General features: G+C 72.7%; 19 protein-coding genes. 10 read left to right on the forward strand and 9 right to left on the reverse strand.

Annotated elements, in window-relative coordinates:
* Positions 1–31: 31 nt before the first annotated feature.
* Entirely contained in the window at positions 32–1,534 is a 1,503-nt protein-coding gene (locus OG472_RS35700) for a molybdopterin-dependent oxidoreductase (RefSeq protein ID WP_401606431.1), read from the reverse strand.
* A 224-nt stretch (positions 1,535–1,758) separates the two neighbouring features.
* Here OG472_RS35700 and OG472_RS35705 point away from each other — a divergent pair, with 224 nt between their 5' ends.
* Positions 1,759–2,997, forward strand: coding sequence for an MFS transporter (locus tag OG472_RS35705; RefSeq protein WP_405942442.1), 1,239 nt, complete (start codon positions 1,759–1,761; stop codon positions 2,995–2,997).
* A 63-nt stretch (positions 2,998–3,060) separates the two neighbouring features.
* On the opposite strand, the gene OG472_RS35710 is transcribed toward OG472_RS35705, so the two are convergent.
* Positions 3,061–5,409, reverse strand: a complete 2,349-nt coding sequence (locus tag OG472_RS35710) for an alpha-N-acetylglucosaminidase (RefSeq protein ID WP_405942443.1) — start codon at positions 5,407–5,409, stop codon at positions 3,061–3,063.
* A gap of 16 nt (positions 5,410–5,425) precedes the next feature.
* Complete coding sequence (locus OG472_RS35715; protein WP_401605345.1) at positions 5,426–7,114, reverse strand: ricin-type beta-trefoil lectin domain protein; 1,689 nt, start codon at positions 7,112–7,114, stop codon at positions 5,426–5,428.
* Between the two features lie 155 nt (positions 7,115–7,269).
* On the opposite strand from OG472_RS35715, the gene OG472_RS35720 reads away from it, so the two are divergent.
* Positions 7,270–7,911: a TetR/AcrR family transcriptional regulator gene (locus OG472_RS35720; RefSeq protein ID WP_401605348.1), complete on the forward strand. Its 642-nt coding sequence runs from the start codon at positions 7,270–7,272 to the stop codon at positions 7,909–7,911.
* A gap of 14 nt (positions 7,912–7,925) precedes the next feature.
* Positions 7,926–8,876 (forward strand): serine/threonine dehydratase, encoded by a 951-nt coding sequence (locus tag OG472_RS35725; RefSeq protein WP_401605350.1) that lies wholly within the window; start codon positions 7,926–7,928, stop codon positions 8,874–8,876.
* Between the two features lie 45 nt (positions 8,877–8,921).
* Here the strand turns inward: OG472_RS35725 and OG472_RS35730 are convergent, their stop codons facing one another.
* A complete protein-coding gene (locus OG472_RS35730) occupies positions 8,922–9,398 on the reverse strand; it encodes a universal stress protein (RefSeq protein WP_401605353.1) in 477 nt (158 codons plus the stop codon).
* 189 nt (positions 9,399–9,587) lie between these two features.
* Between OG472_RS35730 and OG472_RS35735 the strand changes: the two genes are divergently transcribed.
* Positions 9,588–9,953 carry a hypothetical protein gene (locus tag OG472_RS35735; RefSeq protein ID WP_401605355.1) on the forward strand — a complete coding sequence of 122 codons (366 nt, stop codon included), beginning with the start codon at positions 9,588–9,590 and terminating at the stop codon, positions 9,951–9,953.
* A 57-nt stretch (positions 9,954–10,010) separates the two neighbouring features.
* Here OG472_RS35735 and OG472_RS35740 read toward each other — a convergent pair whose 3' ends face one another.
* The 3 genes from OG472_RS35740 to OG472_RS35750 form a co-directional block, all read right to left on the reverse strand.
* A complete protein-coding gene (locus OG472_RS35740; protein ID WP_405833032.1) occupies positions 10,011–10,559 on the reverse strand; it encodes a DUF1062 domain-containing protein in 549 nt (182 codons plus the stop codon).
* A 257-nt stretch (positions 10,560–10,816) separates the two neighbouring features.
* Positions 10,817–12,157, reverse strand: coding sequence for a DUF4157 domain-containing protein (locus OG472_RS35745; protein WP_401605360.1), 1,341 nt, complete (start codon positions 12,155–12,157; stop codon positions 10,817–10,819).
* A 393-nt stretch (positions 12,158–12,550) separates the two neighbouring features.
* Positions 12,551–12,733 (reverse strand): hypothetical protein, encoded by a 183-nt coding sequence (locus tag OG472_RS35750; RefSeq protein WP_405942444.1) that lies wholly within the window; start codon positions 12,731–12,733, stop codon positions 12,551–12,553.
* A gap of 360 nt (positions 12,734–13,093) precedes the next feature.
* On the opposite strand from OG472_RS35750, the gene OG472_RS35755 reads away from it, so the two are divergent.
* The 4 genes from OG472_RS35755 to OG472_RS35770 all read left to right on the forward strand — a co-directional run bounded on the left by OG472_RS35755 (position 13,094) and on the right by OG472_RS35770 (position 19,519).
* Positions 13,094–14,428, forward strand: a complete 1,335-nt coding sequence (locus OG472_RS35755) for an ABC transporter substrate-binding protein (RefSeq protein ID WP_405833034.1) — start codon at positions 13,094–13,096, stop codon at positions 14,426–14,428.
* A 167-nt stretch (positions 14,429–14,595) separates the two neighbouring features.
* Entirely contained in the window at positions 14,596–15,489 is an 894-nt protein-coding gene (locus tag OG472_RS35760; protein ID WP_405943232.1) for a carbohydrate ABC transporter permease, read from the forward strand.
* Entirely contained in the window at positions 15,486–16,412 is a 927-nt protein-coding gene (locus OG472_RS35765; RefSeq protein ID WP_401605365.1) for a carbohydrate ABC transporter permease, read from the forward strand. The genes OG472_RS35760 and OG472_RS35765 overlap by 4 nt, the downstream gene beginning before the upstream one ends.
* Before the next feature lie 83 nt (positions 16,413–16,495).
* Entirely contained in the window at positions 16,496–19,519 is a 3,024-nt protein-coding gene (locus OG472_RS35770) for an alpha-mannosidase (RefSeq protein WP_405942445.1), read from the forward strand.
* A gap of 29 nt (positions 19,520–19,548) precedes the next feature.
* Here the strand turns inward: OG472_RS35770 and OG472_RS35775 are convergent, their stop codons facing one another.
* A complete protein-coding gene (locus tag OG472_RS35775; protein WP_405942446.1) occupies positions 19,549–20,085 on the reverse strand; it encodes a hypothetical protein in 537 nt (178 codons plus the stop codon).
* Between the two features lie 341 nt (positions 20,086–20,426).
* Here OG472_RS35775 and OG472_RS35780 point away from each other — a divergent pair, with 341 nt between their 5' ends.
* Positions 20,427–22,451: an FAD-dependent oxidoreductase gene (locus OG472_RS35780; protein WP_405942447.1), complete on the forward strand. Its 2,025-nt coding sequence runs from the start codon at positions 20,427–20,429 to the stop codon at positions 22,449–22,451.
* A gap of 55 nt (positions 22,452–22,506) precedes the next feature.
* On the forward strand, positions 22,507–22,920 hold the full coding sequence (locus OG472_RS35785; RefSeq protein WP_401605375.1) for a PaaI family thioesterase: 414 nt from the start codon (positions 22,507–22,509) through the stop codon (positions 22,918–22,920).
* A gap of 20 nt (positions 22,921–22,940) precedes the next feature.
* Here OG472_RS35785 and OG472_RS35790 read toward each other — a convergent pair whose 3' ends face one another.
* Complete coding sequence (locus tag OG472_RS35790) at positions 22,941–24,050, reverse strand: FAD-dependent monooxygenase (protein ID WP_405942448.1); 1,110 nt, start codon at positions 24,048–24,050, stop codon at positions 22,941–22,943.
* Between the last annotated feature and the right edge of the window lie 21 nt (positions 24,051–24,071).

Here is a 24,071-nt window from a genome sequence, read left to right on the forward strand (position 1 = left end):
GATTATTCCGTGGATCTGCCGCCGAGGCAGTTCAACCGTGGTCCTTGACCTGTACTTCCACGGCGTGCCACCCGGTCGCCCCGTCCGGCACGGTCCCGGTGCGGACCCCGGTCTGGACGGCGCCCGTGCCGTCCGTCGCGCGGACCTCCAGCGTGTGCCGCCCGGGGGTCGCCTCCCACGGCCACACCCACTGCCGCCAGGTGTCGACGCCGTCCGCGGCCCCGAGCCGCGCCCGCTGCCAGGGGCCGCCGTCCACCCGTACCTCGACCCCCTCGATGCCGCGGTGCTGCGCCCAGGCCACCCCGGCGACCGCCACCCGGCCCGGCGCCAGGCCGGCGTACGGGCGCGGGGTGTCGATCCGCGACTGCGTCTTGACCGGGGCCTGCTGGGCCCAGGATCTGCGCACCCAGTAGGCGTCGTAGGCGGCGAAGGTGGTCAGCCGCAGCTCGGTCAGCCATTTGCAGGCGGAGACGTACCCGTACAGGCCCGGTACGACCATCCGGACCGGGAAGCCGTGCGCGAAGGGCAGCGGCTGGCCGTTCATGCCGATGGCCAGCAGCGCCGCCCGGCCGTCCATGACGGCCTCGACGGGCGTGCCGATCGTCATGCCGTCCACCGAACGCGCCACCAGCTGATCGGCCGGACCGCCTTGGGACGGCGGCCGCACGCCCGCCTCGCGGAGCAGGTCGGCGAGGCGTACGCCGAGCCAGCGGGCGTTGCCCGCGTACGGGCCCCCGACCTCGTTGGACACGCAGGTGAGGGTGATGTCGTGCTCGACCAGCGGCCTGTCGAGCAGCTCCCGGAGACCGAGGGTGAGGGGCCGGGCGACCCCCTCCCCGTGGATGCGCAGCCGCCAGGTGTCCGCGTCCACGCGGGGGACGACCAGGGCGGTGTCCACCCGGTAGAAGTCGCGGTCGGGGGTGAGGAACGGGGAGAGCCCGGGCACCCGCAGGTCGGCCCCGGCCGGCACCGGCGGCGCGGGCACGGTGGGCGGCGGGAGGACGAAGCGGGCCCGGGAGGCGGTGGCGCCCGCCGAACCGTGGGCGCCCAGACGCCGCCCGGCGAAGCCTGCCGCGGCCGAGCCCACCAGGACGGCGGTGACCAGCCGGCCGAATCCGCGCCGGTCCATCGGCCAGGTCCCGGAGGGCTGCGCCCCGCCGGGCCGGGGCCGCGTCGCCGCCGTGACCAGCAGGTACAGCACCCCGGCGGCGGTCAGTCCGCCCACCAGCGAGGGCAGCGCGTCCCTCCAGGAGGCCTCCGGACGGCTGAGCGCGGCGGCCGCCCCCACCAGCCCGAACCCGCCCGCGACCGCGAGCCCGGCCGGGAGGTGGCGTACGGCGAGGAGCCCGGCCAGGGCCGCGACCACGGCCAGGACGGCGATGATGCCGAGCGTCAGCACCAGCTTGTCGGCGGTGCCGAACAGGCCGATCGCCCATTCCCGGACGGCCACCGGCGTCAGGTCGACCAGCGCCCCGCCGACGGCGGTGACCGGTGAGGCCTCGGGCCGCACGGCGGCCGAGGCCAGCTCCGCCATCGCCAGCCCGGCAATGGCTGCGACGAGCCCGCTGACGACGCCCAGCGTGCGCCGCGGCCGTGCGGAACGGCTCGGGTCTGCCTTCACACGGCCAGTGTGCCGCGCCGGCCTCTTGTGCCCAGGGTGAAAGGACCACGCCCGCAGTGAACGGACCGCGGCGACGGCGGGGTGCGCGGCAACGATGACGACATGAACCTCCTCCACTCCCCGGAATCGTGGATACCGTGCCCCTGAAACCCGCCCGGCCCCTGCGCACCTCGCCCTACCGGCCGGTGTTCGCCCACGCGACGCTGCGCCGGCTGTTACCGGGATTCGCCGTCTCCTCGCTCGGCGACGGCATGGCCGTGGTCGGCGTGAGCTGGCTGGCGATCGAGCTCGCACCGGCGGCAGAACGCGGCCTGTGGGTCGCGTTCGCGGCCGCCGCCTACACGCTCCCGGGCGCAGTGGGCGCGGTCCTGCTGGGACGCTTCCTGCGCCACCGGTCCCCGGCCCGGCTGGTCGCCTGCGACGCGCTGCTGCGCGCCACCGCCCTGGGAGCGATTCCCGTGTGCCACGCCCTCGGGACGCCGGGCATCGAGCTGTACGTCGTGCTGCTCGCCGTCTCCTCCGTCCTCCACGCGTGGGGCCAGGCCGGCGTCTACACCCTGCTGGCCGGACTGCTGCCCGAGCGCGACCATCTGGCCGGCAACGCCGTCCTGTCCGGTGTCGGCTCGCTCTCCACCGTCCTCGGCCCGCCGCTCGCCGGCGCCCTCGTCCTCTGGGGCGGCGCCGTGACCGTGATCGCCGTCGACGCGGCGACCTTCCTCGTCCTGGCCGCCACGTTCCTCTTCGGCGTCCCGGACGACGGGGCGCCCACCCCCGGGGAAAGCGGTTCCCGTACCGCGGGCTTCACCGTCATCCGCCGCACTCCGGCCCTGCTGGGGCTGCTCGGCCTGAGTTCCGCCTTCTTCTGCCTGTTCGGCCCCGTGTACGTCGCCCTGCCGCTGCACGTGTCGGAAGGCCTGGGCGGTCCTGCGGGCCTGTTGGCCGCCTTCTACACCGCGTTCGGCATCGGCGCGGTCCTCGGCTCCGTACTGGCCGGATACCTGAGCCGCCGGCCGATGTGGCCGACCACCACCGGCATCGTCGTCGCCTTCGGCGTGTTCCTGCTGCCGGCCGGGCTGGGAGCGCCGACGGCCGTCGCCGTCGCCGGATTCGCCGCCGCGGGCCTGCTCTGGCCCCCGTACGCCGCGCTGTCCACCGCCCTCTTCCAGCGCTCGGCCCCGCGGCACCTCCTTCCCCAGACCCTGGCCGCGAGCTCTGCGGTCCGCGTGCTCTCGGTGCCGCTCGGTACCGCGCTGGGCGGCCCCCTGGTGGCCGGACTCGGAGCCCGGGAGACCCTGTTGGTCTCGGCCGCCTCGATCACCGTCCTCGGTCTGGCCGCGGCCGGGGCCGCACGGGCGGCGCGGCGGCGCAGGTCGTGAGGGCTGCCCACGGGCCGGCCCGGACACCGGGGAGGCGGTGTCCGGGCCGGACGGTGGTGCGGGTCAGCCGCCGGCAGCCGCCGGGGGCAGGGCCGCCGCGATCTGTGCGGCGAGCCGGTACGGGTCACCGGTCGGCCGGTCCGGATGGCGGGTGGTCCGCCCGGCCCACTCCGCCTCGAAGGCGTGCCAGTCGATCTCCCGCGGCGCGGCCTTGCGTACCAGTGCCTCGTCCAGCGAAGCGAAGTAGTGCTCCCATCGGGGGGCGTACAACTCCGAGATCAGGCCGCTCCATTCGCGGTTCGCGTAGTCGTGCAGGAAACCGCCCTCGCTGGTGCTGCGGTGGCCCCACACGCTGAGCAGGGAGCGGGTGTCGTACTCGTACCGGTCCTGCTCCGCCCGGTCGGCGCCCCAGGAGCGGGCCCCGGCGAGCCGGCTGCCGAGGAGGAAGTTCGGGTCGGAGCCGGTCACCGCGTCCAGCCTCGCCTCGCTCTCCCGCCACTCGGCCGTGAGGCTGCGGAACAGGGGCAGGTCCTTGGCCTCGTACGCCGCCCTGATCCTCGGCAGCAGCACCCGCGAGTGGTTCGCGAGGGCCTGCCGGGCGGTGTCCACCAGGTCGAAGCGGTAGGCGCTGGAGCCGCGCAGCTGCGGAGCCACCTTCAGCAGGTGGTCCAGTGCCCTGCGGACCGAACCGGTGGGGTAGCGCATGGACTTGGGGCTCCAGTACGCCGCCCCCGCCGCGGTCAGGCCCGGCCGGGCGGTGAACAGGCTGTCCTGCGACTCCGACCACAGCCCCGAGGACGTGCTGTACGGCCCCTTGCGCAGCTCCTCCCAGGCCGCCGCGGCCGCGGCGTCGGGACGGCCGTAGCGGCGGGCCGCGAAAGCGGCGAACCACTCGCGCTGGTCGATCCCGCCCGGCTCCCAGGCCAGGTCCGTGAAGAGGTCGAAGGCCGCCGGGTTGGTCCCGGTGGCCTCCGGCAGGTAGGCGATCCCGGCGAGCGCGCTGTTGCTCTTGGCGCGCCAGGGGCCGAACCGTTCGAGCCACACGGAGGTGTTGGCACCGATCGTGGTGTGCCCGCCGAAGTTGTAGATGGTGCCCATCGCGTACGGGGTGCCGCCCCAGCGGGCCTCCCGGTCCAGCCGGTTGTACCGGTCGGACAGCCCGTCCAGGATCAGCAGCCGCGAGGTGTCCACCCCGGCCAGCAGCTCCGGGGTCGGGTCGTCCTGCCAGCCCAGCACCGCCCACAGCGCGCCCGGGTGGGCGGCGTGCAGCGCGGACTGGATGGCGCCCGCCGCTGCGCCGACGTCGACGGAGCCGGTCCGACCGCCCTCGTGCAGCGGGCTCATCCGGTACATCGTGCTGTCCCCGAACACCGCGCGCTGCTCCGCGTAGTACGCGGCGGCCAGCTGCCGGAACGCGGGCGAGGCGGGGTCCAGCCAGTCGGGGCGGTCGAAGCCGGCCCAGTCGCCCTGGGCCACCGTGGCCGCCCCGGGGTTGCGCGCGGTGAACTCCGGCGGCACGGTGCCGAAGTAGCCGGGCAGCACCGGCGTCATGCCGAGCCCGCGCAGCTGCTCGGAGATCCGCCCGCCCAGTTCGGCGCGCTCCCGCATCAGCCGCTCGGTGACCGGACCGCCGAAGCCGCTGAGGTTCTGCAGCAGCCACCAGCTCTGGTGGCCGGGTCCGGGGATCCACTGGCGCAGCTCCTCGGCGGAGTAGCCGAAGCCCTGGAGCGCCCGGTAGTACGGGTATTCCGCCCCCACCTGCACGAACACCTCGTTGATGCCGTGCAGGGCGAGCAGGTCGATCTGCCGCTGGTGCTCCTCGAAGGTGCGGTACGGGCCGGAGTACCCGTCGTCGGTGTCGTTGAGCGCGTACCGGTGCGGGACCTGCGCGCTGCGGGTGACCGGCGCGGGGACGGCCGGCAGGCGGGCGGGCAGCATGCCGATGCTCTCGCCCGGCCAGCCGATGTCGGCCCCGGCGACGTGCTGGAGGTACCAGCCGACGCCGGTGAGCAGGGTGGCTCCGGTGCTGCCGCGCACGGTGATCGCGCCGGCGGTCCCGGACACGGTGAAGGTGTCGGCGCCGCCGGCCGTGTCGGGCACCAGGGTGAACTGCCCGGAGTGGCGCGGAAGCAGCCGCTCCAGGGCGGCCCGGGCAGGCGCGGTGTCGAAGCTCCGGCTCCGGGGCGCGCCCGCCCGCCCGGCACTCCGTACCCGGGCCGCCGCTCCGGCCCGTACGTCCTCCCGTGCAGGGGACCGTACGTCGGCACGTGCGGGCGGCCCCGCGCCGGGGGCGGTGGCCCCGGGCGCGGGCCCCGCGCAGATCAGCGCCAGCAGCGCCGCGGGCAGCGCGGCGAGGGCGAGCGGGCGGGGGACGAGCGGGCGGCGCCCGCCTCGCGGCGTGGTGTTCCTCATCCGTCGGCTCGGGCCGTCAGACCGGCAGGGCCCAGGCCTGGTCGACCCGGTGGTCGCCGCAGGCGGTCAGCCGCAGTCGGGCGGCCGGGGCGTCCGGGGTCGCGGCGGCGGCCGGCGCCGTCAGGCACATCCCGCTCGCCGGCTCCACGAGGGCTCCGTCACGGCGGTGCGTCCAGCTCTGGCCGGGCTGCCGGTCCTGCGCGGGCGCGCAGTCGGCCAGTTCCACGAGCCCGTCCTCGCCCGCGGAGAGGCATTCGCCGGCCAGCCGCAGGCTCGCGTCGTCGCCCAGGGTCCACCGCTGGTCGGGGGCGCCGGTGCACGCGGCCATCACGACCGCGCCGACGCCCGTGGTGTTGGCCCCGTCGGCGCACTTGGCGCCGTCACCGACGACCTGCCCGGTCGGGACGGCCTCGGCGCAGCCGCGCGGGCTGAGCCGCCAGACCGCGGTGTCGTGCCCGGCCAGCCTGCCGGTGAGCGCCTCGGTGACCTCCCGGCGCGTTCCGCTCCACAGGTCCTGGGCGTCGGCCGTGCAGTCGCCCAGGCCGATCTCGTCGAGCGGGACCCTGATGTCCCGGGTGGTGGCCGAGCGGTTGAGCACGGCCACCGCGCGGTCGCCGTTCGCGAGCGGCCGGGCCAGGATCTCGAAGGTGGCGTTGGAGGAGACCACCGCGCCCTGACGGCCCATCGGGTCCTGGTCCAGCTCGATCATCCGGGTGTTCCCGAGGGCGGCGAGCCCCTGGGGGGTCAGCTTGGAGACCTCGGAGGACAGGATGAACGGGGACGCCATCATGGCCCAGAGGGCGACCTGGCTGCGGCTCTCGGCCGCCGTGAGGCCGGGGGCGCCCGCGATCAGGAAGTCGGGGTCGTTCCAGTTGCCGGGGCCGGCGTACCGGCCGAGCCAGCGGTTGTATCCGTAGTTGCCCATGACCGAGCTCCACCGCGAGGTGGCGGGCGTCGCCGGGTTGTAGACCTTGATGTCCTTGCCCTCGCGCCACAGCTGGCCGGTCTCCCCGACCCAGCCGAGGACCTTGTGCCAGTCGGAGCCGCCCCACTCACCCTGCTGGAAGTAGGCGGGCGCCGACGCCGACAGGACCATGTCCCGGCCGCTGTCCCGCAGCGCCCGGGCGACGGCGTTGTAGGCGTCCCGGTAGGCCTGCTCCTTGGTCTTGCCCTCCGGCACCCACAGGTTGCAGCCGTCCATCTTCACGTAGTCGACGTTCCAGGAGGCGAACTGCCGGGCGTCCTGGGCGTAGTGGTCCGCGCCGCCGCCCTGGGGCGCGCCGCTGCCCGGGTACTTCTCGCAGGTGAGCGAGCCGGCGTCCTGGTAGATGCCGAACTTCAGGCCCTTGGCGTGCAGGTAGTCGCCGAGCCAGGCCATGCCGTGCGGGAACTTCGCCGTGTCGACGACCAGAGCGCCCTGCGCGTCCCGGCTCCTGGTCATCCAGCAGTCGTCCACCGTGACGGTGTCGTAGCCCTTGGCGGCGAGCCCGGTCGACACGAGCGCGTCGGCGTTCGCGACGACCTTGGCCTCGTCGATGTCGCACATGTAGTGCGCCCAGTTGTTCCAGCCCATGGGAGGCGTGAGCGCGAGCGGGGTGTCCGAGGTGGCCCGGGGCTCGGCCGCCACCGGGGCGGGGGAGAGGGCGAGGGCGAACAGGGCGGCCGCGGTCAGGCAGGGGAGCGAGGCACGCAGGCGAGGCGGCACGGAGTCTCCTTGACGTGGGGGCAGGCGTGCGCCCAGTGCAGCGAGGCGATTACCCACTGTCAACAAAAGTCGCCGACTGTCGGCCAATGACCAGCAATATGGCTGCAATAGATGTCACACGAAAGAGGAGATACATCGTATGTTACGTTGTATCTATGCCTCGTAGATCAGATGCCCTGGACCGCGCGACCCCCGAGGCCATCGCCGTCGCCGCCCTTCGGATCCTCGACGAGGAAGGGCCGGGACGCCTCAGCTTCCGCACCCTCGCCGACCGGCTCGACGTCTCCCACGCCACCGTCCAGCGCCGCTGCACCGACCTCGCCGGGCTGCTCGACCTGTGCACCGAGCACCTGGCCGCGCAGCTCCCCGATATCCCCGCCGGCACGGACTGGGCGCAGGCCACCGAGCAGCGGTTCCGTGCGCTCTACCTGCTGCTCACCGCCCACCCCGGGCTGCTGGTGCTGCGCGGCGGCCGTCCCTGGCTCGGCCGCCAGCTCCTCGCCCGGCTCGTCGAGCCCGCCCTCGCCGACAGCGTGGCCGCCGGGATGACCGCCGCCGACGCGATGACCGTCTACCGCCGCATGTACCTGCTCACCCTGGGCAGTGCGGCCTTCGTGGACCACCGGGACCCGGCCGGGGCCACCGCCGCCTCGCGGGCGGCCCTGGCCGCGCTGGATCCGGCGGAGTTCCCCGTGCTCTGCGGCGGACTGGCCGACGTACTGCCGCCCCTGACGGACCACGAGGTGTACTACGGCGCCCTGCGCCAGCTGATCGACGCCGCCCGGCCCACCACCTGATGGGGAGACAGTCCATGCCAGCAGCACCGGCACAGCAGCTCGACTACGCCGCCGTCCGCGCCGCCGCCGACCGGATCGCCGGCGGGATTCGGCCCGTCGCCGTGGCGCCCGCGGCCGAAGCGGGGGTCTGGTACGCGCTGGAGTACCTCCAGCACACCGGCAGCTTCAAGGCGCGCGGCGCCCGCAACTTCCTCGCAGCGCACCACGAGGCCGGCGGCCTCCCGGCCGCGGGCGTCACCATCGCCTCCGGCGGCAACGCCGGGCTCGCCTGCGCCTGGGCGGCCCGCGCACTGTCCGTGCCCGCGACCGTGTTCCTGCCCGCCAACGCCCCGCGCGTGAAGGTGGACCGGCTGCGCGGATACGGGGCCGAGGTGCGGCTCGTCGGCGACCGGTACGCCGAAGCGCTCGCCGCCTGCGAGGAGTTCGCCGCCGGGAGCGGGGCGCTGAGCAGCCACGCCTACGACCACCCGCTCATCGCGGCGGGCGCCGGGACACTGCTCGACGAGATCCGGGCCGCCCTGCCCGGGCTGGACACCGTGGTCGTCGCGGTCGGCGGCGGCGGACTGTTCGCCGGGGTCGCCACCGCCGCGCGCGAGCACGGCGTACGGGTGATCGCGGCCGAGCCGGAGAACTGCCGGGCCCTGAACGCGGCCTTGGCGGCGGGCCGGGTCGTGGACGTGGCCGTGGACTCGGTCGCCGCCGACTCCCTGGGGGCCACCCGGGTCTCGGCGGACGCGCTGGCCGCCGCGCAGGAGAAGCACGTGACGTCCGTACTCGTGCCCGACGGGGCCATCACGGCCGCCCGGCGCGCCCTCTGGGAGGAACACCGGATCGTGGTGGAGGCGGGCGCGGCCACCGCCCTGGCGGCGCTGCGCGGTGCGCCGGAGCCGCTGGGCGAGCGGGTCGCCGTCATCCTGTGCGGGGCCAACACGGACCCCCGGGACCTGGTGGCCCCCACGGCCTGAGCCCGCCGCCGGGCGGGGGCGCCGGCCGCCAACCGCCCACCGCCGTCAGTCGTCGTCCTCGTCCTCGACCTCGCGGACGACCACGACGCTGCCGGCGGCGTACTGCACGACCTGCTGGCTCACCGAGCCCAGCAGGGCGCCCTTGAACCCGCCGTAGCCGCGGGTGCCGACCACCGTCAGGTCCGCCTCCTTCGAGGCGTCGACCAGGACCTGAGCCGCGGAGCCCTGCTCGACGCGACGGAACACCGGCACACCGGGCGAGGCGCCGACGGCCGCCTTGACGGTGTCCGCCAGCTTCCGCCGGGCCGCCTCCTCGACCGTCACCGCCCCGGCGTCGGAGACCTCGGCGGCCACCGGAGCGACGGAGAACGGATTGCGGTTCCACTCCCAGGCCATGACGGCGTGCACCCGCCCGCCCGTCATCCCGGCCTGCGCGACGGCCCAGCGCAGGGCCTCCTTGGAATGGTTCGAACCGTCCACGCCGACGACGATCAGAGGCTCGACGGTGTCCTGCTCGCTCACGGGGGTCCCTCTCGCTTCGTCCGAATAGTCGGTCTCATCCTTGTATACCCGGAAGGCGGGCCTGACCTCGAACGACGATCGTTGCGGCGCCCGACGACTTTCGAGGACAGCCCGGGACCCCCGCCCCTTGCGAGGGTGTGAGCGTCCAGGCGACCGCCGCCGGACACGGAGCGACATGGAGGAACGGGCGTGGCTCAGCGCAAGGGTTGTCTGATCGGGTGCGGCGTGGCGCTGGTGCTGGGCGTGGGCCTTCTCGTGGCCGTGTTCTTCGGCGTGGGCAAGTTCCTCGACATGGCCGACAAGACCCTGCTCGACCCGACGGTCTACGAGTCCGTCAAGACGGGCGACGCGGAGAGCGAGGTCCGCGGAAAGCTCCCGTCGGGCGACAGCTTCGTCAAGGACGCCCTCAAGGAAGGCGGACCGGCCGAGCCCGAGGGCAGCGCCTGCTCCTGGTACATCTCCAGCGGCGACACCAAGAACGGCAAGGAGACAGTGCTCCGCTTCTGTTTCAAGGACGGCAAGCTCGCGGAGAAGACCGAGTACCCGATGCGCTAGGGCGCGCGGGCCTGTCCGGCGGATCCCGCCGGACAGGCCCTTGGCCCCGGGGAGGGGTCAGCGCTTGAGCGTGAAGGTGAAGTCCCCGGAGAGCCTGCCGCTCAGCCGGACCGCCGAGACGAGCTTCCCGTCCGTGATCAGTCTCTCGACCTCGGCCCGTGAAAGCCCGCACCCCTCAGAGATCAACCGCACCGGCCGGACCGGGATCCGCGCCGCGAAGCGGACCGAGACGTCGATCACCTCGCGGTCCAGGTGATCCGATCCGCCGGTGTCGAGGCGCCAGGCGCCGTCCCAGTCGAGGGCGATGTGATTGCGGCGCCGCACGACCGGATCCTGGAGCAGTTCGGCTGCCAGGCCCGGGTCGTTGTCATGCAGCCGGTCCAGCAGCTCGGGTCGTACGGAGCGCACGTGCACCCGCTCCAGGACCGTGAGTTTCGCCGTGTCCCCGCAAGTGGTGCAGAGCACGAGGAGCCAGGCGTCGAGGAGCTTGTGGTTGGCGTTGACGCGAAATTTGCCGTTCGCCCGGAAGCGCTCGGACGCGCACGTGTGGCATCGGCGGAGAACGAGCGGAAGGCAGGTGGGAGCGACCACCCAGGTATTGAGCACAGAAGTACACCGGTTCCAGTGAGAAGACCGCAGCAGAAAGGAGCGCGGCGCACATGCGCGACGCGCGACGAATCAGCACTCGGGGGGTCTCACACGGTGTACAACGGAACGTCCTTGCCTAGACGACTTGTCCGGCAGCACGGTAACGGCGCCCAGCGGGGCGGCTCCACTGGATTTCTCAGGACTAGGTGCCACCCCCGCACGCGGATGCCCCGGACCGGTCCGGGACATCCGCGGCGTTCTGTCGTGGCGCAGCTCTACGGGAGCTCTTTCCCCGACCTGTTCTTGACGAGTTCGACGTTTTCGAGGAACAGCTGGAAGAGCAGCTGACTCGCGCCGAGCTCCCTGCCGTTCTTGCCGTTCGCCCCCTGAGCGATGCCCAGGCTGTAGGGCTCCTTGTCCTCGGCCTTCACGCCGATGTACCCGCCCAGGGTGCCCTCGTTCGCGCTCGCGTTCTTGTAGACCCCGCCGCCTTCGTTGGCCTTGCGGATCAGGTCGTTCTTGTATCCCGGTCCGAGGGCCATGTGGTCCTGGTTGAAGAGGAGTTCGTGGGCGCCGGGCTTCAGCGTGAACTTCAGCTGGACCGCGTAGGGGTCGCCTTGGGTGTCGTAGTACCCGTCGGCCTGGCCCTGGTCGCCGAGATGGGCCCCTATCGTCAGGCCCCCGAACCCTTGCTCCCTGAAGTCCTTGCCCGAGCCCTGACGGGAGGCTATGTACGCCACCATCGTTTCCCGTGAGGCCGCGTCGCCCCAGTAGGTCAGGGCGCTGTGGGCCTCGTCGAAGCTCATGGACCTGAACAGCTCCATCCTCCCGGCGTCCGGCCCCTTCAGGGCCAGGTCGTCCAGGAGCTGGGGGCCGACGATCCTGACGATCTCATCGATCGTGCGCGGAGGCTTGTGAGCCTTGAACTTCTTCGCGCTCGCCTTGGACGCGTTGATCTGCTTGGCCCGGTCCTTCGCGGCGCTGCTGCTGGCTCCGCCCAGTCCCGCCTTGGCCTCCCAGTACTCGACCGTCATCCGGTCCTGAGGGTTCTCGACGCGCTGCACGGAGGGGCGGGAGCCGGAGGCGGACGAGGGCGCCGCGTGGCGCTGCACGTTCGTGGCGGCTTGCGGGCCGGCCGCCATGACCCGGCTGGCGTTCGCCTCCGCCTCGCGCTCGAACCGGTCCGACGGGTCGGAGACCTTCAGGCCCGTTCCGTTGTCGGTGCCCGCGACGGGGCCCTGGCGTTGCTGGATGACGTGGGTGAGTTCGTGGGCGAGGGTGTGCTTGTCGTTGCCGCCGTCGCCGATGACGACGTGGCTGCCGGAGGTGTAGGCGCGGGCGCCGACCTCGGCGGCGGAGGCCTTCGCGGCGCTGCCGCTGTGGATGCGGACATCGGAGAAGTCCGCGCCGAGCCGGGCTTCCATGTCGGTACGGGTGGCGTCGTCCATGGGGCGTCCGGGACTGCGCAGGACGTCGTGGACGGCGGACCGCTGCACCGCGGGCTGCCCGTGTCCGCATCCGTCGGTGTGCTGGTGCTGTTCCTGGTCCGGGGAGTGACCGGCCCTGCGGAGCATCTGCACGACCGCGGCGTTGCCCGCGCCCGCCTGAAGCGCCATCAGCCCCGCCGGCGCGGTCGCCGCCTGCTGCGCGGTCGCGGCAGAGCGGGAGGAATGCAGTAATTGTTCGTCGGTCTTATGCGCCGGGCGGGGGTGCTTGGGGCTCACGCGATCGCCTTTCCCATACGTCGGGGCAGCCGCTTCGCGCGGCTGCCGGCCACATTCCCCGAGGGTCGGCCACCGGTCGTGACCAGGGGGTCTGAAGTATTATCAGCTAGCTTGCGGGCGTGCAGCCAACGACCGGCCACCGCGGCACGCCGCGAACCCGTCGGCGTGCACCGCGCGGTGACGCCGTCAGGGGCGCCGCCGTCGGTCAGCCGCGCACCCGGTGCAGCTTCACGCTCTCGATGCGGGGCTGTCGGGCGATCTGCCTCCTCAACTCCGCGCGCCGGCCTACCGGCATGCCGGCCTCGAAGTTTCCGCCCGGTGGAACGCGTTCGGCTCGGCCAGCGCGGGGCCGAGCCGGAAGTGCCAGGCGTACGAAGTGGTGCCCACCGCGACCGCGGGGACGGCCGGCGCGCCGACGCTGCACCCTGTGCGCAGGCTGGACCCGTACGTCGTACTGAACGTGTTCACGCCATCGCGTCCGTCCACCGGTCGGCGCGCCCCGTCGCCAACGCGGTTTCGCGGCGCGGTGGTAAAGCGCATTAGTGCACGCCCTCGCGAACCGGCCATAAGTGGTCATGAGTTGACGGTAAGTCGCACTTCGTTATCGAATCGATATCATGCCGAACCGGCTTTGTGCTAAAGCGCATTAGTCCAGGTCAACCTTGGCGTGATGAAGCCATCTGGCCGCCTGTGCAGGCCTGTTGGTGGATTCGGCACCCGGGTGTCATCGGCCAATGGGGCCTCCGCCTCATTGACGGGATCCTGACTTCGGGCGACGGTGGGCACCGCCTCCGGCAAAGAGGCCGGACTTCTGCAAAGGCGGCGACGATGACCCGTTCGAACCCGACCCGTATTGCCGTGGCCACGCTGGTGACCGGCGCCCTCCTCTCGACCGCCGCGTGCGGTCTGAGCGGTGGCGCCGGTGACGCGAAGGAGGCCGAGAAGACGGGCAGGGTGGCCGGTGGGATCACCTTCCGGACCCTCCAGCTGAAGCCGACGTTCACGGCCTACGTACAGGGGGTCATCGACGCCTTCGAGCAGAAGTACCCCGAGGTCGAGGTCACGTGGGAGGACGTCCCCGGCGACGGCTACAACGAGAAGCTCGTCGCGGACGCCCAGGCCGGGGCCCTCCCCGACGTGGTCAACCTCTCCACCGACTCCTTCCAGCTCCTCGCCGACCGCGGCATGCTCGCCGACGTGGCCAAGCTCGACGGGGCGGCGGCCAAGGAGTACGTGCCCGGTGCCTGGGAGCAGTTCAAACTCCCGGGCAAGGGGGACAGCGTGTACGCGTACCCGTGGTACGTGACCCCCGAGATCCTCACCTACAACAGAGAGCTCTTCGAGAAGGCCGGCCTGGACCCGGCCAAGCCGCCGACCGGCGTGGAGCAGTTCTTCGACTACGCCGAGAAGATCGCCGCCACGTCCGGGGGCCGGTACTCCGCCTTCATGGCCGACCCCAAGGGCCGGCTGCCCGGGGACTGGCAGAAGATGGGCATACCGATCCTCAGCGAGAAGCAGGACCGCTTCACCTTCGGCACCGACCGGGCCGTCGCCTGGGTGGAACGGATGAAGGACCTGTACGCCAAGGGCGCCATGCCCAAGGAGTCCCTGCTCAAGTCCGACGACATCAACCAGCTCTACGGCGGCGGCAAGCTCGTCTTCGGCCCCGGCTCCCCGGGCTTCGTCAAGGACATCAGGCAGAACGCCCCGCAGGTCTACGCGAAGACCCAGGTCGCGGGCGCCGTCACGGGCAGGCTCGGCCACATCGGCATCTACGCCCAGTCGCTCGGCATCAGGAAGGACACCAAGCACCCGGACGCGGCGGCCGAGTTCGCGAAGTGGGTGACCAACGGGCCCAACCAGGTGGAGTTCTCCAGGAAGGCCACCATCTACCCGTCCAACGCCCAGGGCCTCGCCGACCCGTTCTTCTCGGACAAGGGCGACGGCAAGGACGCGGAGACCCTGGCCCGCGCGGTCGGCGCCGAACAGCTGAAGACCGCCGCGCTCGACGCCAACACCCCCGTCCAGTGGACCAATCAGGTGGGCGACGCCGTCGTACGCGAGGTGCAGAAGGCCATCACGGGTGAGCAGGACCCCAGGACGGCGGTGAAGAAGGCCGAGGAAGCGGCGAACAAGCTCCTCGCCGCCGCGGCCGACAAGTGACGGCCGCGGGCGGGCGCGTCGGCGCGGGCGCGGGCGCCGGCGCCGGACGGTCCGAGGCCGAGACCGGGGAGTCGGAGGGCGACGCCGTGAAGCCGAGCGGTGGCATCCGGGTGCCGGGTGGCGGCGCCCTCGCGCGCAGACGGCGACGCCGGGCCGCGCAGCGTGCCATGGAGACCGACACGGGCCTGGTCCACCGCAAGTGGTGGACCCCCTACCTGTTCCTCGCCCCCGGCCTGGCGATGGTGGCGCTCTTCAGCCTCTGGCCGTTCGTCAACACCGTCGTCCTCTCCTTCACCGACGCCCAGATCCTGCGCGGCGGCACCTTCGTCGGCCTCGAGAACTACCGCCGCGCCCTCGACGACCCCGACTTCTGGGTCGCCACCGGCAACAGCGTCCTGTACCTCGCGGTCGTCGTACCGTGCCTGGTCCTCCTCCCGCTGGCCCTCGCCGTCCTCGTCCAAGCCAAGGTCCCCGGCATCGGCTTCTTCCGGTCCGCCTTCTACACCCCGGTGATCGCCTCCGCCGTGGTCGTCGGGCTGATCTGGCAGTGGGTGCTGCGCAGCGACGGTCTCGTCAACACCGTCTTCCAGCGGCTGAACCTCATCTCCGAGCCGATCCCGTTCCTGACGGACTCCGCGATGCTGCTGTTCTCCGCGATGCTCGTGACCGTGTGGAAGGGCCTCGGCTACTACATGGTCTTCTACCTGGCGGCCCTCGGGAACGTCCCCGCCTCCCTCTACGAGGCGGCCGCCATCGACGGCGCGGGCCCCGTCCGCCGCTTCTTCAGCATCACCGTCCCCCAGGTGAAGCCGATGATGCTGCTGGTCGGCACCCTCTCCGCGATCTCCGCGCTGCGCGTCTTCACCGAGATCTACATCCTCGGCGGTGAGAGCGGCGGCCCCGGCGGCGGCGCCCGCACCCTGCCGTTCCTCATCCGGCAGGTCGGCCTCGGCTTCTCCGGCGAGACCGGCTACGCCTCCGCCATCTCCATCCTGCTGTTCCTCCTGACCCTGGTCTTCAGCCTGCTGGGCCGCCGCCTGTCCAAGGGAGACGAGAGTTGAGCACCCCGCCCTCCCCAGGGAGCACCGAGTCCTCCCGGGGAAACAGCCCGCCTTCCCCCGGGAGCGGGCCGCCCCGCCGCACCGGCCCCGGCCCGGCCGCCCGCAGGCGCCGGTGGCTCGGCCCGGCCGCCCGGTACGCCACGCTCCTGCTGATGCTCGTCGTCATGCTGGGCCCGATCGTCTGGCAGTTCCTCACCTCGATCCGCGGCCGCACCGAGAACGTCTACGACGGCGTGCTGCCCTCGCAGCCCACCCTCGACAACTACGTCCGGGTCGCCGAGTCCTTCCCGCTGCTCCAGTACGTCGGCAACACCCTCACCGTCGCGGTCCTCGCGATCACCTCGAACCTGCTCTTCGCGGCGATGGGCGGGTACGCCCTCTCGCGCGCCGCCTGGAAGGGACGCCGGGTCGTCTTCACCGTGCTCGTGGCGACCCTGATGTTCCCCTTCGAGTCCGTGATGATCTCGATGTTCCTCACGGTCCGCGAGATGGGCCTGGTCGACACCCTCATCGGCGTCTGGCTCCCCGGCGCGGTCTCCGTGCTCAACATCATGATCATGCGGGCGGCCTTCCTCGCCGTGCCCAAGGAGGTCGAGGAGGCCGCGGTCCTGGACGGGGCCGGCGAATGGACCCGCTTCACCCGGGTGTTCCTGCCCGCAGCCAAGGGCGCCCTGGCCGTCGTCTGCATCACCAGCTTCATGGGCGCCTGGGACGACTTCCTCTGGCCCCTGCTGGTCCTCACGAACAGTGACCACTACACCCTGCAGCTCGGCCTGAAGACCCTGGCCGGCGCCACCACCGTCAACGACCAGCGGCTCATCGCCGCCGGCGCGATGGCCGCGCTCCTGCCGATGATGCTGCTCTTCTTCGCCCTCCAGCGTTTCTTCTTCAAGGGCGTGGGCGAGGGAGCAGTCAAGACCTGAGCCCGTCCGCCGCCGGGCCAGTTCCACCGCCCCCGCACCGACCAGCCGTCCGTACCGACCACCCAGTCCCTGGAGCAGCCGTCATGCACGACGACCGCAGCATCACCGAGCACCGTCTCCGCCGGGTCCTGAAGGAGCGGATCAAGCCCGCCGTCCACTCCCGCCCGCTCCCGCTGACCGTCGAGCGCTGGGAGGCCCCGGGGGAGCCCGTCCCCGTCGCCGAGGGCCTGGCGGCCCCGTACGGGCCCTGCGCGATCGGCGACCCGTGGGGCCCGGCCTGGGGCACCACCTGGTTCAAGGTCACCGGCACCGTCCCGGCCGACTGGGCCGGCCGTACCGTCGAGGCCGTCCTCGACCTCGGCTTCGACCGGATGATGCCCGGCTTCCAGTGCGAGGGCCTGGTCCACCGGGCCGACGGCGGCGAGATCAAGGCGCTCAACCCGTACAACGACTGGGTCCGCGTCGCCGACCGGGCCGAGGGCGGCGAGCGCGTCGAGTGGTACGTCGAGGCCGCCTCCAACCCGGTCCTGGTCGACCACGCGGTCACGTACGAGGGCGACCGGCTGACCAGCGGCGACCAGCCGCTCTACCGGCTCGCCCGGATGGACCTCACCGTCTTCGAGACCGAGGTGTGGGAGCTGGTCCAGGACCTTGAGGTCCTCTACGACCTGATGATGCAGCTCGACACCCGGGACGCCCGGCGCCACGGGATCCTGCACGCCATCGGCTCCGCCCTGGACGCGGTGGACCTGACGGACGTGCCCGGCTCGGCGCCCGCCGCCCGCGCCGAGCTCGCCGGCGTGCTGGCCTCCCCGGCCGGCGCCTCCGCACACCGGATCAGCGCCGTCGGCCACGCCCACATCGACTCGGCCTGGCTGTGGCCGCTGCGCGAGACGGTGCGCAAGGTCTCGCGCACCGCGTCCAACATGGTCAACCTGATGGACGAGCACCCCGAGTTCGTCTTCGCGATGTCGCAGGCCCAGCAGCTGGACTGGATCAAGACCTATCGGCCCGAGCTGTTCGAGCGGGTCAAGAAGAAGATCGCGGACGGGCAGTTCGTGCCCGTCGGCGGGATGTGGGTGGAGTCCGACACCAACATGGTCGGCGGCGAGGCCATGGCCCGGCAGTTCCTCTACGGCAAGAAGTTCTTCCTCGACGAGTTCGGCATCGAGACGAACAACGTCTGGCTCCCCGACTCCTTCGGGTACACCGCCGCGATGCCGCAGATCGTCAGGCTCTCCGGCTCCCAGTGGTTCCTCACCCAGAAGATCTCCTGGTCCCAGGTCAACACCTTCCCCCACCACACCTTCTGGTGGGAGGGCATCGACGGCACCCGCGTCTTCACGCACTTCCCGCCCGTCGACACCTACAACTCCGACCTCGGCGGCGCCCAGCTGGCGCACGCCGCCCGCAACTACCGTGAGAAGGGCCGTGGTTCTCGGTCGCTCGCGCCCTTCGGCTGGGGCGACGGCGGGGGCGGCCCCACCCGCGAACACCTGGCCCGCGCCAAGCGCCAGCGGGACCTCGAAGGCTCCCCGAAGGTCCGGATCGAGCGCCCGGACGCCTTCTTCGAGAAGGCCCGCGCCGAGTACGAGGACGCGCCCGTCTGGGCGGGCGAGCTCTACCTGGAGCTGCACCGCGGCACCTACACCTCCCAGGCCAAGACCAAGCAGGGCAACCGCCGCAGCGAATCACTGCTGCGCGAGGCCGAGTTGTGGGCGGCCACCGCCGCGGTCAGGGTGCCGGGGTACGGGTACCCGTACGAGGACCTGGAGCGGATCTGGAAGACGGTGCTGCTGCACCAGTTCCACGACATCCTGCCGGGCTCCTCCATCGCCTGGGTGCACCGCGAGGCGCGCGATACGTACGCGAAGCTGCGCGAGGAGCTCCGGGCGATCACCCTCGCCGCGCAGCTGGCCCTCGCCGGGGACGGCGGCGAGGAGCTGGTCTTCAACTGCGCCCCGCACGCCCGGCGGGGCGTTCCGGCGGGCGGGGCGGGCCGGCCGGCCGAGGCCGGGGAGCCGGTCACGGTGGAGGAGCGGCACGGCGGCGGGCACGTGCTGGCCAACGGCCGGCTGCTGGTGGAGATCGACGGCCGCGGGCTGATCGTCTCCGTCTACGACCTGGAGGCGCGCCGCGAGACGGTCGCTCCGGGGGCCGCGGCGAACCTGCTGCAGATCCACCCGGACTTCCCGAACATGTGGGACGCGTGGGACATCGACGCCTTCTACCGCAACCGGGTGACGGACCTGGTGGACGTCGACGACCTGGCGGTCGCCGAGAGCGGGCCGGAGTCCGCCACGGTCCGGGTCACCCGCTCCTTCGGCTCCTCCACCGCCGTCCAGTCGGTCACGCTGCGGGCCGGGGCCAAGACGGTGGACCTCGCCGCGGACGTGGACTGGCACGAGACGGAGAAGTTCCTCAAGGCCGCCTTCCCGCTGGACGTCAAGGCCGAACGGACCGCCTCCGAGACGCAGTTCGGTCACGTCCACCGGGCCACCCACACCAACACCTCGTGGGAGGCGGCCAAGTTCGAGATCTGCGCCCACCGCTGGATCCACGCCGAGGAACCCGGCTGGGGGGTCGCACTGCTCAACGACTCCACGTACGGGCACGACGTCACCCGGGACGTGCGGCCCGACGGCGGCCAGACCACCACCGTCCGGCTCTCCCTGCTGCGGGCCCCCCGCTACCCCGACCCCGAGACCGACCAGGGAGCCCACACCCTGCGGTTCTCCCTCGCGCCCGGCGCGTCGATCGGGGACGCGGTCCGCGAGGGGCACGCGCTGAACCTGCCCGAGCGCACCGTCACCGGCGCGGGCCCGGTCGTCCCGCTGCTCGCCGTCGACGAGGACGCGGTGGTCGTGGAGGCGGTGAAGCTGGCCGAGGACCGCAGCGGTGACGTGGTCGTCCGCCTCTACGAGTCCCGCGGGGGCCGTGCGACGGCGGTCCTGACGGCGGACTTCCCCTTCACGGCGGCGGTCGAGAGCGACCTGCTGGAACGCCCCCTGGCCGGCTCGGCGGTGGGCGCCCCCACCGCGGCGGGTGCGGTCCCCCTGACCCTGCGCCCGTTCCAGATCGTCACGGTCCGCCTGCACCGCGCCTGACCGCAGGGCGGGTGGGCCCGGCCCTGACCTCAGACGGCCCACCCGCCGGTGCGTTGCGCAGCCCGGCCAGGTGCTCCGTGTCCGCCGGGAGTGCCAGCCGGTCGAGGACGGCGAGCGCCGCCGCCGGTTCGAGGCCGCCGTACACGTCGTGGTGGCTGTGCAGGACGCCCCGGAACACGGCCTCGTGCAGGGCCGGGACCCGGGCCGCGGCCCGGTAGACCGGTGCTGGCCTGCCAGGGCACCGGTCCGGAGGATTCCAGCACGCGCCGGGCGCGGCGCAGCAGGGGCTCCGGGGCGTCCGGCCGCAGCTGCGTGATGTCCTTGCCGAGGACCTCGGTGAAGACCGTCTCCGCGGTGTCGCGGTCCTCGAACCAGTCGACCCAGAGGGAGTGGACGATCGCCTCGCAGGCCGCCGGGGCCTCCAGCCGGCTGTGGTAGCCGTTCCACAGCAGGCGGCTGATGCCCGGACCCTCCGCGCCCCGGACGGCGGAGCCGATCTCGACGGTGGCCCCGTACGCGTCGAGGAGGTCGACCAGCCCGAAGCCGATCCGCAGCCGGTGCTCCATGGCGAGGGAGCCGTCCCCGAGGGCCGCCGCGGCCCACTGACGGGCGGCCTCGTTCGAGGTGAGCCGGCCCTCCTCGGACTCCCGTCCGTCCAGGTGTCCTCGCCGGCCCGGACCACGCCCCGCTCGGCCAGCCAGAGCCCGGCCGACTCGCTGTCCCGTCGGCCGGGCTCTGGCTGGGCCGCGCCGTCGGCGTGAACTCCGCCACAGGTGAGGGAGGGCCGGCCCCGTGGGCTCCGGGATGGCGGGGCGTGACGCGGGCACCTGGTTATGCACCTAGTTGCAAAACCTGCCGCCCCTCGCTAGAACAGGGGTCATCACCCCCGCGCGAGGAGGCGCCCCTCATGAGTTCCCAGAGCCGGTACCCGCACCTGCTGAGCCCCCTGGACCTCGGCTTCACCACCCTGCCGAACCGGGTGATCATGGGGTCGATGCACACCGGCCTCGAAGAGCACGCGGGCGGCTTCGAGCGCCTCGCCGCCTTCTACGCCGAGCGCGCCCGCGGCGGCGCCGGCCTGATCGTCACCGGAGGCATCGCCCCGAACGACGCCGGGCGCCCCTTCGAGGGCGGCTCCCGCCTCACGACCGAGGACGAGGCCGCGGAGCACCGGGTGATCACCGAGGCCGTGCACGTCGAGGGCGGGAAGATCGCGATGCAGATCCTCCACTTCGGCCGCTACGCCTACCACAAGGACCTGGTCGCCCCCAGCGCCCTCCAGGCCCCCATCAGCCCCTTCGTGCCGAACGAGCTCTCCGACATCGAGGTCGAGCGGACCGTCGAGGACTTCGTCCGCGCCGCCCGCCTCGCGAAGCTCGCGGGCTACGACGGCGTCGAGATCATGGGCTCCGAGGGCTACCTGATCAACGAGTTCATCGCCGCCGCCACCAACAAGCGCACCGACCGCTGGGGCGGCGCGTACGCGAACCGCGTCCGCTTCCCGCTGGAGATCGTCCGGCGCACCCGCGCGGCCGTCGGCGAGGACTTCATCCTCATCTACCGCCTGTCCATGCTGGACCTCATCCCCGGCGGCTCCACCCTGGACGAGGTCGTCCACCTCGCCAAGGAGATCGAGGCGGCCGGCGCCACCATCATCAACACCGGCATCGGCTGGCACGAGGCCCGCATCCCCACCATCGCCACCTCCGTCCCGCGCGGCGCCTACACCTGGGTCACCAAGCGCCTGATGGGCGCGGTGAGCGTCCCGCTCGTCACCAGCAACCGCATCAACACCCCGGAGATCGCCGAGGAGCTGCTCGCCGACGGGCGCGCCGACCTGGTGTCGCTGGCCCGCCCCTTCCTGGCCGACGCCGACTTCGTCGCCAAGGCCGCGGCCGGCCGCTCCGAGACCATCAACACCTGCATCGGCTGCAACCAGGCCTGCCTCGACCACACCTTCAGCGGCAAGATCACCAGCTGCCTGGTCAACCCGCGGGCCTGCCACGAGACCGAGCTCGTCCTGTCCCCGACGCGCACGAAGAAGAGCGTCGCCGTCGTCGGCGCCGGCCCGGCCGGTCTCGCCTGCGCGGTCTCCGCCGCCGGACGCGGCCACGCCGTCACCCTCTTCGAGGCCTCCGGCCACATCGGCGGCCAGCTCGACATCGCCCGCCGCATCCCCGGCAAGGAGGAGTTCGAGGAGACCATCCGCTACTTCGGCACCCAGCTTGCGGAAAGCGGTGTGGAGGTCCGCCTGAACACCCGCGCCGACGTGGAGACCCTGCGCGGCTTCGACGAGGTCGTCGTCGCCACCGGCGTCACCCCCCGCACCCCCGACATCGAGGGCGTGGACCACGCCAACGTCGTCAGTTACCTCGACGTGCTGCGCGACGGCGCCCCCGTCGGCGAGCGCGTCGCCGTGGTCGGCGCCGGCGGCATCGGTTTCGACGTCGCCGAGTTCCTCACCGACAGCGGCGAGGGCGCCTCCCAGGACCCCGAGGTCTACTTCCGCCACTGGGGCGTGGACACCGAGTACACCGGCCCCGGCGGGCTCGCGAAGCCCGAGCGCCCCGCGCCGCCGCGCCGCGTCCACCTGCTCCAGCGCAAGGCCACCAAGGTCGGCGCCGGTCTCGGCACCACCACCGGCTGGATCCACCGCGCGGAGCTCAAGCACCGCGGGGTCGTCTCCGTCGCCGGGGCCGCGTACGACCGGATCGACGACGAGGGCCTGCACATCACCGTCGACGGGGAGCAGCGCCTCGTGCCCGCCGACACGGTGGTCCTGTGCACCGGCCAGGAGCCGCGCCGCGACCTGTACGAGGCGCTGCGCGCGGCCGGTGTCGAGGCGCACCTGATCGGCGGCGCCGACGTGGCCGCCGAGCTCGACGCCAAGCGGGCCATCCGGCAGGGCACGGAACTGGCCGCCGCACTCTGAGATCCGCAGGCCGAAGGGGATTGTGGCGGTCCGGCCGGGCCGCCACAATTTCCCGGTGACGTTCTCAGCCGCAGACGCAGACAAGATCCTCGCCGACAACTTCGCCCCCTGGGTGCTCGCCCTCGGACTGACCGTCCAGGAGACGGGCGAGCGGCACGCAGTGCTGCGCCTGCCCTGGTCCGGGGAGCTGGCCCGGGACGGCGGCGGCCTCTCGGGCCAGGCCATGATGGCGGCCGCCGACACGGCGACGGTCATCGCGATCTCCGCCGCCCGCGGCGGCTACGGGCCGATGACCACCGTCCAGCAGTCGACGAGCTTCCAGCGGCCGGTGGTCGGCGCCGACGTGCTGATCCACGTACGGGTCACCAAGCTCGGCAAGCGGATGGCCTTCGCCGACATCACCCTCACCCCCGAGGGCGCGGACGAACCGGCCGCCACGGCCTCGACCGTCTACGCCCTGCTCGGCTGAGGACCGTCCGGCTCGCCGGCTCAACCGTCCAGCGAGAGTGCGTTCTTGGCGCGGTCGACGGATTCCTCGCAGGCGGGTCCGCCGGGATTCTCGGTGGCCAGGGCCTGGTTGGCGGCGACGAAGGGGCGCATCCGCCGCTCGTAGCGGGCATACGCGGCGCGGTGGTCGCCGTCGTCCGCGGCCAGGCAGTCGGCCAGCACGTGGGCGCCCACGAGGGCCAGGCTGGTGCCCTGCCCCGAGAGGGGGGACGGGCAGTAGCCGGCGTCTCCGAGCAGGGTGACCCGGCCCCGGGACCACTGGTCCATGCGGATCTGGGCCATGGCGTCGCAGTAGAAGTCGGGCGCCTTCCGGGCGGCCTCGGCCAGTCGGGTGCCCTCCCATTGCATCGAGGCGAGCCTGTCCACGACGAGCTGCCGGAGGGCGCCGCCGTCGCGGAGCTCGGGGGCGAGGGGGCCGGACTCGAAGCCGAAGGCGATCCTGAGCTCCGTGTTGTCGCGGACGGGCATGATGCCGAAGCCCGCGTCCCCGTCCCTCAGCCACATCTGCCAGTCGTCCAGGCCGAGGAAGTTCTCCGCGCCGAACACCGAGAGGTAGCTGCCCAGGTGGTGGGCGAAACGCTCCTCCGGACCGAAGGCCAGGCGCCGTACGGTGGAGTGGAGGCCGTCGGCCCCCACCACGAGGTCGAAGGTGCGGGAGGGCCCGTGCGCGAAGTCGGCGCGCACGCCGCTCTCGTCCTCGGCGAGTGCGGTGATGCTGTCTCCGAAGAGGTACTCGACGCCTGAGCGCGTGTGCTCGTGCACCATCCGTACCAGGTCCTCGCGCAGCACCTCGATGTCCTCGCTGTCCAGCCGGCCGCTGCTGAAGGTCGCCTCGGTGGAGCGGTCGACCTCGCGGCCGTCGGGGCCGAGGATCGACATGCCGCGCATCCGGGTCCGCACGCTGCGCGCCTGCTCCAGCAGGCCCATCCGCTCCACGACTTCGAGCGCGACGCCGCGGATGTCCACGGCCTGGCCGCCGGGGCGCAGGCTCGGGGCGCGCTCGACGACGGTCGGCGCGAAGCCGTGGCGGCGCAGCCAGTAGGCGAGGACGGGACCGGCGATGCCGCCGCCGGAGACGAGTATGGTCCGCATGGGGTGCTCCTTCGTGCGTAC

Origin of the sequence: Streptomyces sp. NBC_00207 (genome assembly GCF_045160965.1) — a bacterium.
In the GTDB taxonomy this organism is placed as follows: Bacteria; Actinomycetota; Actinomycetes; order Streptomycetales; family Streptomycetaceae; genus Streptomyces.